This window comes from Paenibacillus sp. FSL R10-2796 (genome assembly GCF_037965315.1).
In the GTDB taxonomy this organism is placed as follows: domain Bacteria; phylum Bacillota; class Bacilli; order Paenibacillales; family Paenibacillaceae; genus Paenibacillus_AQ; species Paenibacillus_AQ odorifer.
The window spans coordinates 3,088,151-3,102,552 of sequence record NZ_CP150178.1 but is presented as its reverse complement, the minus strand read 5'-3'; the positions used below and the strand labels follow the sequence as shown (position 1 = coordinate 3,102,552).

16 protein-coding genes and 1 riboswitch are annotated in these 14,402 nt (G+C 44.3%); of the genes, 7 read left to right on the top strand and 9 right to left on the bottom strand.

What is annotated here, in order from left to right:
* Window positions 1–15 precede the first annotated feature (15 nt).
* A complete protein-coding gene (locus NST58_RS14050) occupies window positions 16–1,113 on the bottom strand; it encodes a Gfo/Idh/MocA family oxidoreductase (RefSeq protein WP_339248409.1) in 1,098 nt (365 codons plus the stop codon).
* On the bottom strand, window positions 1,106–1,873 hold the full coding sequence (locus NST58_RS14045; RefSeq protein WP_076125967.1) for a sugar phosphate isomerase/epimerase: 768 nt from the start codon (window positions 1,871–1,873) through the stop codon (window positions 1,106–1,108). The genes NST58_RS14050 and NST58_RS14045 overlap by 8 nt, the downstream gene beginning before the upstream one ends.
* 277 nt (window positions 1,874–2,150) lie before the next feature.
* Here NST58_RS14045 and NST58_RS14040 point away from each other — a divergent pair, with 277 nt between their 5' ends.
* Window positions 2,151–2,969, top strand: coding sequence for an AraC family transcriptional regulator (locus tag NST58_RS14040; RefSeq protein ID WP_076125965.1), 819 nt, complete (start codon window positions 2,151–2,153; stop codon window positions 2,967–2,969).
* Between the two features lie 102 nt (window positions 2,970–3,071).
* Here the strand turns inward: NST58_RS14040 and NST58_RS14035 are convergent.
* The 3 genes from NST58_RS14035 to NST58_RS14025 all read right to left on the bottom strand — a co-directional run bounded on the left by NST58_RS14035 (window position 3,072) and on the right by NST58_RS14025 (window position 5,748).
* A protein-coding gene (locus tag NST58_RS14035; protein WP_339248407.1) for an IS3 family transposase occupies window positions 3,072–4,630 on the bottom strand; the annotation gives its coding sequence in 2 pieces (ribosomal slippage) (window positions 3,072–3,997 and window positions 3,997–4,630; 1,560 coding nt in all).
* A gap of 118 nt (window positions 4,631–4,748) precedes the next feature.
* Window positions 4,749–5,480: a class I SAM-dependent methyltransferase gene (locus tag NST58_RS14030; protein WP_339248404.1), complete on the bottom strand. Its 732-nt coding sequence runs from the start codon at window positions 5,478–5,480 to the stop codon at window positions 4,749–4,751.
* A gap of 61 nt (window positions 5,481–5,541) precedes the next feature.
* Window positions 5,542–5,748, bottom strand: a complete 207-nt coding sequence (locus NST58_RS14025; protein ID WP_076125962.1) for a hypothetical protein — start codon at window positions 5,746–5,748, stop codon at window positions 5,542–5,544.
* Between the two features lie 162 nt (window positions 5,749–5,910).
* On the opposite strand from NST58_RS14025, the gene NST58_RS14020 reads away from it, so the two are divergent.
* Window positions 5,911–6,591 (top strand): TIGR00266 family protein, encoded by a 681-nt coding sequence (locus NST58_RS14020; RefSeq protein WP_036686316.1) that lies wholly within the window; start codon window positions 5,911–5,913, stop codon window positions 6,589–6,591.
* Between the two features lie 73 nt (window positions 6,592–6,664).
* Here NST58_RS14020 and NST58_RS14015 read toward each other — a convergent pair whose 3' ends face one another.
* A complete protein-coding gene (locus NST58_RS14015; protein WP_036686314.1) occupies window positions 6,665–7,144 on the bottom strand; it encodes a transcriptional repressor in 480 nt (159 codons plus the stop codon).
* A 318-nt stretch (window positions 7,145–7,462) separates the two neighbouring features.
* Here NST58_RS14015 and NST58_RS14010 point away from each other — a divergent pair, with 318 nt between their 5' ends.
* Entirely contained in the window at window positions 7,463–8,119 is a 657-nt protein-coding gene (locus tag NST58_RS14010; RefSeq protein WP_339248402.1) for an S-layer homology domain-containing protein, read from the top strand.
* 95 nt (window positions 8,120–8,214) lie between these two features.
* Here the strand turns inward: NST58_RS14010 and NST58_RS14005 are convergent, their stop codons facing one another.
* Genes NST58_RS14005 through NST58_RS13995 form a run of 3 tightly spaced genes read right to left on the bottom strand, consistent with a single transcriptional unit; the run spans window position 8,215 to window position 10,539 of the window.
* Window positions 8,215–8,967: an amino acid ABC transporter ATP-binding protein gene (locus tag NST58_RS14005; RefSeq protein ID WP_076189904.1), complete on the bottom strand. Its 753-nt coding sequence runs from the start codon at window positions 8,965–8,967 to the stop codon at window positions 8,215–8,217.
* Between the two features lie 13 nt (window positions 8,968–8,980).
* Window positions 8,981–9,649 carry an amino acid ABC transporter permease gene (locus NST58_RS14000; RefSeq protein WP_036686309.1) on the bottom strand — a complete coding sequence of 223 codons (669 nt, stop codon included), beginning with the start codon at window positions 9,647–9,649 and terminating at the stop codon, window positions 8,981–8,983.
* A 53-nt stretch (window positions 9,650–9,702) separates the two neighbouring features.
* Window positions 9,703–10,539 carry an amino acid ABC transporter substrate-binding protein gene (locus tag NST58_RS13995; RefSeq protein WP_076183478.1) on the bottom strand — a complete coding sequence of 279 codons (837 nt, stop codon included), beginning with the start codon at window positions 10,537–10,539 and terminating at the stop codon, window positions 9,703–9,705.
* 222 nt (window positions 10,540–10,761) lie between these two features.
* Window positions 10,762–10,865: riboswitch (TPP riboswitch) on the top strand.
* Between the two features lie 198 nt (window positions 10,866–11,063).
* Between NST58_RS13995 and NST58_RS13990 the strand changes: the two genes are divergently transcribed.
* Genes NST58_RS13990 through thiM form a run of 4 tightly spaced genes read left to right on the top strand, consistent with a single transcriptional unit; the run spans window position 11,064 to window position 14,386 of the window.
* The gene (locus tag NST58_RS13990; protein WP_175619994.1) at window positions 11,064–11,759 is read left to right on the top strand and encodes an ABC transporter ATP-binding protein; all 696 of its coding nucleotides are present in this window, start codon (window positions 11,064–11,066) and stop codon (window positions 11,757–11,759) included.
* On the top strand, window positions 11,740–12,516 hold the full coding sequence (locus NST58_RS13985; protein WP_081386295.1) for an ABC transporter permease: 777 nt from the start codon (window positions 11,740–11,742) through the stop codon (window positions 12,514–12,516). The genes NST58_RS13990 and NST58_RS13985 overlap by 20 nt, the downstream gene beginning before the upstream one ends.
* Window positions 12,513–13,550 (top strand): ABC transporter substrate-binding protein, encoded by a 1,038-nt coding sequence (locus NST58_RS13980; RefSeq protein WP_076125951.1) that lies wholly within the window; start codon window positions 12,513–12,515, stop codon window positions 13,548–13,550. Before NST58_RS13985 ends, NST58_RS13980 begins: the two co-directional genes overlap by 4 nt.
* Before the next feature lie 41 nt (window positions 13,551–13,591).
* A complete protein-coding gene (thiM, locus tag NST58_RS13975; protein ID WP_076125949.1) occupies window positions 13,592–14,386 on the top strand; it encodes a hydroxyethylthiazole kinase in 795 nt (264 codons plus the stop codon).
* Window positions 14,387–14,402 lie beyond the last annotated feature (16 nt).

Here is a 14,402-nt window from a genome sequence, read left to right as displayed (position 1 = left end):
ACACCTGCTTCTCGTTTAGTTATCTGATGTTCCGTCAAAATACACAGCACGACCTGTACGGGAAGATTCGTAAATAGCCTCCAAAATTTGGGTAACGACAAGGGCTTGTTCAGGTTTAACTACTGGTTCTTTATCTTCCCGAACTACTTCAAGCCACAAGCGAGCTTCACGATCGGATTCACTCTCTTGTCCTCCGTTAAAGAAAGCTACTCCCCCTGCGGACAAGTCAATTTTAGTCTCGTATAGACGGCCACCACGGTCACCATTTAAGCGTAACCCGTCCTTCATATCTGCACCACCCTCTGTACCTGCTAGGAGCGTCTTCGCTTCTCCAAATTCAGATACATTAAGAGCCCAGCTTGATTCCAGTACAATTGTAGCACCATTTTCCATGGTAATAAATCCAAATGCTGAATCTTCTACTTTAAATTGTTCAGGGTCCCATGGACCAAAGGCATTTCCGCCGTTTTTACGGTTACCAAGCTTATGGAAAGTCGAGCCCATAACACTACGCGGTTTATAATTGTCCATCATCCATAATGTTAGATCAAGCGCATGCGTACCGATATCGATCAGTGGACCGCCGCCTTGCTTTTCTTCATCCAGGAATACGCCCCATGTAGGAACCGCACGACGACGAACGGCAATCGCTTTTGCATAATAGATCTCACCAAGCTCACCGTTTTCACAAACGTCTTTAAGATATTCACTATCCGCACGATAACGGTTCTGATAAGCTACAGACAATTTCATGCCTGTACGTTTGGCAGCCTCTAACATTTCCTGTGCTTGAGCTGTAGTCTTCGCCATTGGCTTCTCACACATTACATGATTGCCAGCTTCCAATGCTGCGATTGTGATCACGGAGTGACTGTCATTCGGTGTACATACATGCACGATATCGAATCCTCCGGCTTTCAAAAGCTCTTGATAATCTGTATATACAGCCGCGCCTTCAGCACCATAGGTTTTTGCTGCTTCCTGTGCACGTTCTTCGACGATATCACAAAAGGCTACCATTTCAGCGTTTGCTTGACGTGACAAACTTGGCATATGTTTTCCATTAGCAATTCCACCGCAACCGACAATAGCAATTCTCAACTTTTTAGACATGAACATTTCCCCCTTGATTAGCGTATGCTTTTACCCATTTCAAACTATCTTCTACACTTCCTAATGGTGAACGGCTGCAATAATCCTGCTCCACTACCGCCCACTCTACCTTTGCCTGTACAGCCGCATCAAGAATTGCTGTAAGGTTTACTTCTCCTTCGCCTAGAACAACCGTTTCCGGTGAACCATCCTCATGTTTCTTCAAATCTTTCAGATGGATGATTGGCAACCGGCCAGCGTATTTATTGATATACTCTACGGCATCATAACCTGCGTGATGTACCCAGCATGTATCCATTTCAACTTGCAGCAAATCAGCCGGCACCTCTTCAAACAAACCGTCAAACGCTGTACGGTCACCATATCGATCAGTTAACTCAAAGTCATGATTATGGTACAAAAGAACCGCTCCACGCGCCTTACACTTTTCTCCAATAATCTTCAGATTCGCAGCAACTTCTTCATAGTTACGTTGTTCTTCTGACAGATACGGCACAATTAGATGATGATTTCCAATCTCCAGGTTGTACGCGATCTCTGCCTCTGTATCATTCAACAACGCGTCATAGGGACGGTGTGCGCCCAGCGCTACTAGTCCAAGTTCATCAAGCAATTGTTTGACTTCTGCTGCGCTACGGCCGAAGTAATGGAAAAACTCCACACCTTTATAACCAAGGGCTGCTACTTTACGCAGTGTCCCTTCAAAATCCTGTTCCAGTTCTTCTCTGAGCGTATACAATTGCAGGCCTATCTTCAGCATTTTCGAATCACTCCAATTGGATTTAAAGTTAGCTTTCTGTAGTGACAATCACTTGAACAATAATGCTGTAACAGAATTGACTAATCTGATTCACATCAGTTTCCTTAAACTGTCATTCTTGTAAGCACAGCTAATACCGACTGTTTCTAGCGTTGATGGTCGATTTCTTTCTTTATTGCTTAGCTACATAGTAATATGAAAGCGTATATATTAAAATGAATAATATGATTAAAACATGAACAATCTGCTTATCATTTCAATACACCCAGGAGGACCTATGACTCATTCTGCTACCTGTCACGTATTATCAGCCGGATTTTCTTTTCATCGCAAGCCTTTTCATATGTCTCAAAGTCAAGGGAACCAGAACTTTCTTATACGTCTGCAAACAGAAGGAAGGAGCCGTGCATTGATCGATGGTGTAATGTCACCTGTGGAAAGCGGGGATATTATGTTATTCGCTCCAAATGATCCTTACTATTTGATCATAGATAAAGAAGAGTACCCTGTGGGCAAGCCACGAATTGAAAGCGGAGATTATCATATCTTTTGCGGAGGAACATGGATTGATGAATGGTGGCAACGTTCACAAAGACCCACTCGCCTAAGTGTGCCGCTTAGTGAGAGTTTTCTTGGCTTGTTTCGCCAATTGATTCTGGAGCACCGTCGACTTTCCGACTTCTCTCCAGAAATATCTGCCTGCTATCTGCAAATTCTATGTATGGAAATCGACCGGCTAATTACAGATCAGCCAGCAATTACTCCAAAAGGTTATCTGGCATACCGAATGAAGCAATATGTTGAGGAGCACGCAACCCTACCCTTTCTATTGGAAGATGTAGCAGGTTTTGTGGGTATATCCGTCTCGCGGGCCGTTCATTTATTTAAGGAAGCCTTTGGGACCAGTATTATTAAATATGTAAACGATGTCCGACTGGAAATGGCCAGAGAACGGATAACCTTCAGTCCCATGCCGCTGGAGCAAGTAGCAGAAACTTGTGGTTTTGCGAACTACACCTATTTTCACCGGGTCTTCCGAAGTCGTTTCGGGATGTCACCAAGAGAATATCGTGTGCACAGCAGAGAACAGGTGTAAATGAAGAAAACCCGTTTCATTGCAAAAGGGTTGTCCCTTAGTAGAAAAAGCTACTTTTGAACTGCACCCCGTCAAGTAGACAGCACAAAAAATAAAAGTAGTTTAAGCGGCCTTAGTCCTAAATTCAATGGGACTGAGGCCGTTTAGTTTTGCCTGTAACCGTTCGTTATTGTAAAAATGAATGTAGGTATCAATATCTGTTTGGAGTTCTTCAAAGGTCTGGTAGGAATGTAAGTAGTACTTCTCACATTTCAATGTTCCCCAGAAGGATTCCATCGGCGAATTGTCAATGCAGCAGCCTACTCGGGACATGCTTTGCTTCAGTTCTGCATCGTCCAGCATCTTTTTAAAATGCAGAGAGGTATACTGAAAACCACGGTCGCTATGGAGTAAGGTTCGGCTCTCCGGTGCTGCCTTCAAAGCTAATTCCAGTGTGTTAAAAACTAGCGAATTATTATTGGAATGACCCAGAACGTAAGCAACAATCGACTTGTCATACAGATCTTTTATTGCACTTAAATACGCCTTCTTGCCGTTTCCGTATTTGAATTCCGTTACATCCGTTACCCATTTTTGGTTTGGAGCTTCAGCCTCAAAATTACGGTTCAGCACATTCTCTGCAACCTGCTGCGGCGTGGAGCCTACATACTTCTTTTTCTTTCTGCGGATGACTGACTGGATGCCTTGGCATCTCATCAGCCGGTACACTCGCTTTGCGTTAATAGATTTATCCATTTGTCTGCGCAAATGCAGGGTCAATTGGCGATACCCAAAGGTTCGTTCCACCTTCTCATACAAGAGGAGCATAGCCTCTGTCAGTTTCTCGTTGTCTGCCTCTCGAGAACTGGGTTTGCGATTCAACCATTTGTAATAACTTGATCGTGAAATCCCTGCGATGTCATACAAAAGCCGAATGGAGCAAGACTGTTCCTGCTGAACGGCCTGAATGGCCAGGTAGATGTTCACCTGGCGAATGGTCCTTAACGTCTCCTCCTTTCGAGTTCCTCTAACTTTTTTAGAAAAGCATTCTCCGCACGCAGGCGTGCATTCTCGTATTCCAGCTTTTGCATCGCGAGTTTGTGGCGATCTGCTTCCGTAAGTTCTTCAGGCGCTTTAGTGCGTCCTCTACCGTCTCGTAACGCCTCTTCACCACCAGCTTCGTACTTCTTTACCCAGCTATATACTTGTTGGTAAGACACGTGAAAATGGCTTGCCGTCTTCGCATAGTCTTCTCTGCTCGAAAGGCAGTACAGCACGATATTTATCCGTTCCTGCCAAGTGGTTACGCGTCCTTTGGTCATAGCTTTAGTTCCTCCTGAATGAGCTGTTAAGCTGTTGCTATGACCATTATACTTCCTAATCCAGTTGGCGAGTTGGGTTGAACTTGCAATCTTATACTTGCAGATGATTTGGTTTTGCGACAATCCTCCCTCGAGATAGTCCTTAACGGCATGGAGTTTAAGTTCTGCAGAATATGTACGATTGTAGCTTCGGACTTCCAGCCCTTCGTATCCATACAATTGATAACGTTGCCGCCACTTCACTAATGAGTTTTTGGATATTCCATACTTCCGGGCCGCAGTTTTCAAACCAATGTCGCCCCGTTCAATTTCTTGGAGAATCGTTAACTTTTCCAGTGCTGTAAACTTCTTTTGTTCCATAAAAATGCTCCCCATACAGCGACAGGTTTTTATTATTTCACCTGTCTACTATATGGGGAGCATATCATTTTAGGACAACCCCTGCTTCTATATTCGAACATAACTCGTGAGCATGAGATTATTCTTTTACAGCCGAAATGATCAGGAACATCGGTCTACGCTCCTCATCCTTCATCCATAGATCATTACTCATTTCTGCTGAAGGCTTTGGTTCTTTAACCGCTTTAATAGTAAAGCCAGCTTCAATCAGGTCATTGAAATAGGTGGAAATCGTGCGATGGTATTTAATCACATTTTCTGTTAAGAATTTCGTTTCACGAAGTCCTTCTGATTGATAATGATCTACGGGCCAATGCAGGCGGTTTCCTTGTTCATCGGCATACCAGTCTTGCTCTTCACGTGAAGTAAAGATTGGATGCTCCACTGAAAAAATAAAACTCCCGCCAGGCTTAAGAAACGAATGCACCTTTCGGCAGATGGCTGCAAAAGATTCAATATAGTGGAAAGCCAATGAACTGAGAACCACATCAAATTGCTCGCTCGCAAAATCAATGTCCTCAATCGGCAGCTGGATATAAGTTATAGCAGGATCGTTCGTTTTTTCACGCGCCTGTTGCAGCATTTTTTCAGAGATATCCACACCTATAACTGAACTCGCCTGCTGCTCACGGGCATATAGGCAATGCCAGCCAAAGCCGCAGCCCAGATCAAGCACACTTTTATTATGTAAGTCTGGAAGAAGCGCCTTTAATACATGCCATTCTCCTGCTGCTGCAAGCCCTCCAATAGAACGGGGCATTTGCTGGTAGGCAGAGAAGAAATTCGAATCGTCATATTTATTTTGTTTCATCAGGGATACATCTCCTATATATTATTTCTTCAATTACTATACGCTGAGCGATGTTCTCTTATCAAATAGCCAATAAAAAAGGAGCATCATCTTGGAAGATCTGCCCCTTATATCTATTCTTATTCAATTGTTCCTGCTTGCTTGGTGTTAATCGTACATGCTGTGAAATGGCTCCATAATCACTATTCAATCTACGACTCTGTGCTGCGCACCAGGCTCCGGAGCGCTCTGCCTTACGCAAGGCTTTTTGTGTCTTGGTTCGTGCCATGTGACACCACTCTCCTATTCATGGGTGAATGATTATTGATCTTACATCTATAAGACAACTTCATTTTAACATATTCCAGACTATGAGCGAAGCAAGAATTCCGTTACACTTAGAGCAAAGCTAGTATTCTATCTTATCTAAATAGATGCGGAGGTTTAAAGGATGAATTACCAGGTTTTGTATGAAGGTGCTTTTGCTATGTTAAAGGTCCAACTAAATCCCGGTGAAAGCGTAAAGGCTGAAATGGGCGCAATGGTCGCGATGTCACCTAACGTAGAATTAAAAGGAACCGTGGATGGTGGTTTAATGCGCGGTCTCGGGAGAATGCTGAGCGGTGAGAAATTCTTCTTTCAAGAACTTAGAGCGACCCGTGGTCAAAGTGAGGTATTGCTGTCACCTGGCTCACTCGGCGATATTCAGGCGATAGAATTAGACGGATCGTATAAACTGTTAGTTCAAAAAGACGGATTTCTCGCCGGAACTGAAGGCATTCAAGTAAATACCAAAATGCAGAATTTAACCAGAGGGCTCTTCTCCGGTGAAGGCTTCTTCATTGTAGAAATCAGTGGCAGAGGAACGGTGTTCCTGTCTTCCTTCGGTGCTATCCATGCAATAAATTTAGGACCTGGTGAAGAAATGATTATCGATAACGGACACCTCGTAGCATGGCCAGACTATATGGACTACAAGGTGGAAAAGGCAGCCTCTGGCTGGCTTAACAGCATAACCAGTGGTGAAGCACTTGTCTGCCGCTTCCGTGGAGAAGGTGTAATTCTCGTTCAGAGCCGTAACCCTGGCAGTTTCGGAACGTGGATCAAATCCTTTGTACCTACTCGAAGCTAGACTTCCTAGAACGCAGTAATCAAAAAAGACACAGGCTTAGAGAAAGCCTGTGTCTTTAGGTTAGAAAGCAATCTTACGAGACTGCTTTATCTGCTTCTGCTTTTGCTTTTTTGCAGCCAGTACGTTTACATGTTCCATAAGTACCCTTGAAATCAAGGCGGTGATCCGTGACGTTAAAGCCATATTCACGTTCCACTCTTCTCTCCAGCTCCACAAGCCAGTCGTCCTTAATTTCCTCCAACCGACCGCATACGCTGCATATCAAATGATGATGCATATGCGAATGATCGTTCCCGCGCAAATCGTAACGGGCAACTCCGTCTCCGAAGTTCATCTTCTCTACAATGTGTAGCTCACATAAAAGCTCAAGTGTACGGTATACCGTTGCCAGGCCCAGATGTGGATAGCTGTTCTTAACAAGCATATATACTTCTTCTACGCTTAAATGATCCTTCTCATTGTCGAGCAGAACGTTCACTATAGCTTCACGCTGAGGCGTTAATTTATATTTTTGCGCCGCAAACAATTGACTGATATTTGATATTTGATCCATTTGGTCTCCTACCTTCCCGGAACGATTTAACATCCGTACCCTCTGAGACGCTCCTATTTATGCAGTTAAGACAAACCATAAATAGTAATCGTTACGATATAATCATAACAAAATTAACCACGAATGAAAAGAGCCTGACATCATTATATCATTTCATGCCACTTATCCAAAGTACTACACCCCAATCTGGCCTATATTTCTATTAAAATCTACTTTTTCGTGAAATAATACAGATTAGACCGCAACCTTTCCATAATTTACAACGTTAAAGGAGTGACAAAGGCTAAGGAGCCTATCCATACAACGAGGTGAAAAGACATGAACATGAAAAAAAGCACACTAGCAGTAATCACAACCGTAGCCATTTTCTCCTTTTCTTTGGGTGGTCAGATGTTTGCAGCTGGGAACACCTTTAAGGATATTGATAACATAAACGGCAAAGAAAAAATCATTTCTTTAAAAAATCAAGGGTTAATTAAAGGTGTCAGCGAATCTCAATTTCTCCCTGGCTCTAAGGTAACTACAGCCCAAGGGATTCAGTTTATCTCCGGCGGTCTTCAGCTCAGCCTCGCAGCCATTGACTTTAACAAAGCTCCTGTTGCCAGCGGCTTGTTCACAAAAGTAAAAGACAAAGCCTGGTACGCTGAAGCCTTTATCAATGCTTATTACAATCAAGTTAAGCTACCAAAAGACATTGATCCTAGCCTAATTATGACCAAAGAGCAATTCACTAACTATCTAGTGCAAGCGATCGAAGGCGTAGGTAATCTGCCGATGATCAATATCGTTCCAGTAGATATCGCTGATGAAGCGTCACTGACCCCTGCATATCAAGGCAGTATTCAGCGCTCCCTGAAATACAAGATCAATACTCTAGACGCTAACGGAAAGTTTAATCCAAAAAGCGAACTCACCCGTGCCGAAGCTGCGATTATGCTCTACAACGCTTTGGAGTTCCTGAAAACTGGAGTATAAGCCAAATTTCAGTTACTCTTCTCATTTGAATAATCTACACACGAAAAAGCAGCTCCGGATGATTCCCGAGCTGCTTTTTCATATATATTGTCTTTCTACTCTTCTTCACCATTCAGTCTATTCAGAAATTGCAGAGCCCGGGGATTCTTCGGATGCTCCAGCACTTCTTGCGGAGTTCCTTGCTCTAAGATATGACCGCCATCCATCAAAATGATCCGGTCCGCTACATCGGCGGCAAATTTCATCTCGTGGGTCACAATCACCATAGTCATACCTTCTGCTGCTAATTGTTTGATGACCTTAAGCACTTCCCCTACCAGCTCGGGGTCGAGCGCCGAAGTGGGCTCATCAAACAACAGCACTTCTGGATCTACTGCCATAGCCCGGGCGATGGCCACTCTCTGCTGCTGTCCACCTGACAGCTGATGTGGATAGTTATCAGCTTTATCAGCCAAACCCACCTTAGCCAGCAGTTGAAGGCCCCGCTTACGCGCTTCTTCCTTGGTTCGTTTCAAGACAGTTACCTGTCCCTCCATCACATTGCCTAGCGCAGTCATATGCGGAAATAAATTATACGATTGAAAGACCATCCCTGTTTTCTGCCGAAGAGCTAATACGGAATTCTGAGGAATTTTCTTATGATCTGTAAAATTGATGGTGATATCCCCGAGTGACAGGCTGCCTTGATCCGGGATTTCCAACAGATTAAAACAGCGCAGCAGTGTAGTCTTTCCGGAGCCGGATGGCCCAATAATGACAAGTACCTTTCCATGCTCCATTTTCAGATCAATACCCTTTAACACTTGGAGTGCGCCGAAGGATTTATGCAAATTAATGATTTCAATCACAAGTATCTCTCCTTTAGGTCGCAGAGTAACGATCGAGTCGTTTCTCCAAGTAATTTTGCAGCGCCGACAGCACAGAACAGAACACTAAATAAAACAATCCTGCTTCGGAGTATACCAGCAGAGGCTCATAAGTGGTAGAGGCTACCTGCTGAGCAGTTCTAAACATCTCCGTATAGGTGATGATCGCTGCAAGCGATGTATCTTTGACCAAGCTAATAAAAGAATTGGATAACGGCGGTACAGAAACGCGTGCAGCTTGTGGCAGAATTACGCGGCGCAGAGCCTGCCCACGAGTCATCCCGACTGAGAAGGCAGCTTCCCACTGGCCTTTATGTATCGACAGGATAGCAGCGCGTACGATTTCCGATGAATAAGCCCCTACGCTAAGGGTAAATCCAATGGTGGCGGCAATGAAAGGGTCGAGTACAATACCAACAGCCGGCAAACCATAAAATATAATAAATAGCTGCACTAACAACGGGGTTCCCCGAATGACCCATACATAAAAACGGGCGATTAGCTTCGGAATTACCCACGGTGAAAGACGTGCCAACGCGGTTAGGATCGCCAAAATCAATCCAAGCACAAAGGAAAGTAGAGCCAACGGAATGGTAAAAGCCACCCCGGCTTTAAGCAGGGGTAGCAGTGTATCTAAGAAAATTTGTATTTTGCGGTCATCCATTATTCAGACATCCTTTTTAGCTTCTAGGCTTAATTAGCCTTGCTAGCCTTGTATTATTTTGAAACGTCAGCTCCAAAGTATTTCTCGGAAATTTTCAAGTACGTTCCATCACTTTTCATCTCTTTAATCGCATCACTGACCGCATTCACCAGCTCATCATTGCCTTTCAGGAATACCGCAGCACTTTGTGAGCCTTCAGGAATCTCATCAACCACTTTAATTTTTGCATCTGGTTTTTGTTTTTTCAGATCCAGATAAGACAAGCCATCATTCACAGTTGCATCAATACGTCCCGAAGTCAGCAGATCCATCGCTTGATTGAAACCGTCCGTAGCTACGATTTCAGCACCGTTCTCACGAGCGATGTCGGATAAGTTACTGGTCAGGGATTGTCCGGCTTTTTTACCCTTTAGATCAGCAAAGGTCTTAATATCCTCATTGTTTTCGCTCACGATCAATACTGCCTTGGATACAATATAGGGTTCAGAGAAATCATATTTCACTTTGCGATCTTCGTTAATGGAAACTTCATTAAAAATGACATCAAACCGTTTCGCATCCATCCCAGCAAAAATACCATCCCACTGAGTTTCAAAAAATTCAGCTTCAACACCTAAACGTTTGGCTACTTCTTCGGCAATTTCCACGTCAAAACCCGTCAATTTCCCCGCAGTGTCATGATAAGTAAAAGGTGCATAAGTCCCTTCTGTACCTATCCGCAATTTGCCGCTGGCCTTCACAGCCTCCAAACTGTTTTGCGCTGAAGATGCTGCTCCACCATTCGTTCCAGCTGTTGGTTCAGCAGCCGTATTGGTATTCGAATTATTGCCGCAAGCCGCTACAAGGACCACGGTTAACGCCAATATAATAGTTAAACTCCATTTTTTCATTATTAAATCCCCTCTCTCTATCCGGTTTTTTTCCGGTAAATTGAATAGTACACTGCCATCACATGATCGTCAATACTTTTTTCCGATTATATACATCGGAATTGTAATATTAACTAGATTTCTACTTATATCTTACCCAATCTTGGATTAATCCTTCACTTCTTTCTCTCTTTACTTCTCAGAAAGATATGGTATATTTATAAACAAATTAATATGGACCTGTTATTTCACTAGGGGAGTCGGCCGACTGAGACGGAGCTTCAAGCTCCGGACCCTTGGAACCTGATCTGGATCATACCAGCGGAGGGAAGTGGAGCAGAATTTTCATCAAGCATGTTAAGTGTTATTATGCAGAATGAACTTTTTGACCCATTCATTTCCTCTGGAAATGGATGGGTCTTTATTTGTTTAGGCGCTCCACAAAAATATTAGGAGGTTAGATCATCACGACCATTTTATCTATTCAAGGCCTAACCTACTCTTTTCCGGAAACTGAACAACCCCCTGTATTCGCAAATCTATCCATGGATATCAGGCAAGGGGAATTCGTCTCCGTAGTAGGTGCTAGCGGATGCGGGAAAAGCACATTTTTCAAAACGGTTGCCGGTTTACTCGAACCTACTCATGGAAAAATAAAACTCCCTACGCTCCCCTCAACCGCTAGTCGTTTAGGTCAGATCGCTTATATGCCTCAGCAGGATTTATTGCTGCCTTGGAGAACAGTGCTCGATAACTGCCTTTTGCCCTGGGAGATCAAGCCCAGATTTAGTAAACAGAAAACGATCACTCAGATTCGGGAAATGTTGGCCCGCTTCGGCTTAACAGATGTAGAGAAGGCTTATCCCCATGAACTTTCGGGAGGTATGAAACAGCGAGTAGCATTTCTGCGCACCTTAGTGGCTGGAGGCGGAAGTGGTCTTATGCTGCTGGATGAGCCCTTTGGCGCTCTCGATGCCATGACCAAACGTGAGATACACCGTTGGCTGTTGGAGTTATGGGGTGAACTGAATCAGACGATTATGCTCATCACTCATGATCTGGAAGAAGCCCTATTGCTCAGTGACCGGATTTATTTATTATCTGGCGGTGCGCACAGCGAATTACAGGAGATCGTTGTCGATCTACCAAAACCAAGACATTATAAGATGAACTATGAACCCCGGTTTATAGCACTACGGGCAGAGTTGGAGCGAAGATTGCATGCAACCTATACCTTTTAAAAAACATCTAGACAACTATGGTCCCTTCCTTCTTCTGGTACTGCTCATTCTTGTAATCTGGGAGTCAGCTGTTCGCCTTCACTTGATTCCAGCCTTTATTCTCCCTGCACCTTCATCTATTGGCATCGCATTGATCGAGCACAGGCAATTATTATTTGGACAGCATTTATTGGCGACGTTACAGGAGATACTGGTGGGTTTTGTCCTTTCTGTGATTTTTGGTGTATTGCTGGGCATTGGAATGTTCCTGTTTCGCCCCGTAGAAAAGGCCATCTATCCCTTCCTTATCATTAGCCAGACGGTCCCATTAATTGCGCTATCCCCCATTTTTATTATGTGGTTCGGATATACGCTGTGGAGCAAAGTGGCTGTGGTGTTTTTGACGGCTTTTTTTCCAGTCGTAGTGAGTACATATGATGGACTTCGTACAAGTGGCCAGACTTACAAGGACTTATTATTAACATTTGGTGCAAACCGCTGGCAGCTGCTTGTCAAAACCCAAATTCCACTGGCATTGCCTGCTTTTTTCTCTGGCTTAAAGCTGTCCATAGTATACTGCGTCATCGGAGCTACTATCGGGGAATGGCTCGGCGGCAGTAAAGGACTCGGTTACTTCAGCCGCAGAATGGCCGGAAATATGCAGAGCGATGAAATGTTCGCGGCTGTATTTCTGCTGTCCGCGCTTGGTGTTGTGCTTTTTCTGGCGATAGCTTTACTCGAACAATTATTTTTAAAGAAAAGAGGATCTAACCAATGAATCATTTAAAATCACCACAACGAGGACTTATTTCTGTATTTCTAGTATGCACACTTTTGCTCTTAAGCAGCTGCGGGAAGGCAGACAAGCTAAATAACAACTCCCAAACCGGTTCCTCCAATTCCGAAAATAAACAGTCACACAAGCTGACGATTATGCTTGATTGGTATCCCAATGCCGTTCATTCCTTTCTATACGCTGCGCAACAGCAAGGTTTTTTCCAAGAGGAAGGTTTGGATGTCGAGATCAAAATGCCTGCGGACAGCAATGACGCCCTAAAGCTTGTAGCAGCAAATCAAATTGATCTAGCGCTCAGTTATCAGCCTCAGGTGCTTATGGCACGCGGAGAGAAAATCCCTGTACGTTCGATTGCAGCAATCGTGCGGCATCCACTGAATCATCTGATGGTTCCTCAAGCAGGCAGTATTCATAGTCCCAAAGAGCTCGTGGGAAAACAAATCGGCTATTCCTCCATTCCGCTCTATGAAGCGATGATTCGGACAATGATCCAGAGTGATGGAGGCGATCCTTCATCCGCCAAGCTGATTGATGTAGGTTTTGACCTTATCCCTGCGATCTCTACAGGACAAGTGGACGCAATAATGGGCGGATTCATCAACCATGAACAACTGATCCTTGAAAAAGAGGGACATCCGGTCACCTCGCTTAATCCAACGGATTACGGAGTACCTGACTATTATGAGCTTGTGCTGGTGGCCAGCGAACAAGGATTGCAAAATTCTGAAGCCTACTTTAAAAAATTTCTAAATGCCATAACAAAAGGACAGGAATTTGTGGAGCAGAATCCTGAACAAGCCCTGGATTTACTGATTGCACATGAAGATGCAACTTCACCGCTCGACAAGGAGATTGAGAAAAAAAGTCTTGAAATTCTACTGCCGCTGATGAATGCAGGCGATCAAACTTTTGGTTATCAAGACCCGACATCTTGGGAAAAGGTTCAGCAGTGGTTATCCACCAACGATCTTCTACCAGAAGATATTAAAGCACAGGAAGCTTTTATCAATCTGTAACGTTTAGTTGGTTATTCATACAAGCTTGAGGAGGAATTATGATGAGTTACTTAGCCAAAGTACGGGAATCCAACCCCTTGATCCACAACATCACTAATATTGTAGTAGCCAATTTCTCAGCCAACGGTCTGTTGGCGCTGGGTGCCTCTCCCTTTATGGCGGATGCCCACGAAGAAGTGATCGACATCGCCGCTATGTCGTCTGCTGTAGTTCTAAATATAGGCACACTCAATGACTACGCCATTCAATCTATGTTGCTCGCTGGTAAATCCGCTAATAAACACGGGGTTCCCCTAGTGCTTGACCCGGTAGGTGCAGGCGCAACTTCTTATCGGACCGCTGTCACTCAAAAACTAGTGAATGAGATGCAAATCACCGCACTGCGGGGGAATGTGGCTGAAGTCGCTAATGTGATTGGGGAGAGTTGGTCCATTAAAGGAGTGGATGCTGGCGAAGGTGAAGGCGATGTAGTCCTTTTGGCTGAAGCTGCTGCGAGGAAGTTAAGCTGTGTGGTCATCATAACTGGAAAAGACGATGTGATCACGAATGGAAAAAACACTTATATTGCCAGCAACGGTCACCCTATTCTCACGAAGGTTACAGGAACTGGCTGCTTGCTCAGTGCTGTTGTGGGTGCATTTCTCGCGGTAAGTGGTGGTGCCTCGTTGGAGGCCGCAGTGGAAGCCCTCTCCTTCTATGGAGTAGCCGCTGAAATCGCCGCTGAACTAACAACTGGTCGAGGACCGGGAAGCTTTCAGGTTGAGTTTCTAAATCAACTGACATGGGTCACGCCAGAAGTCTTCTTAGAAAGATCTAGCATCAAACAGCTCAGTTAATGACCCTCAAAGGAGT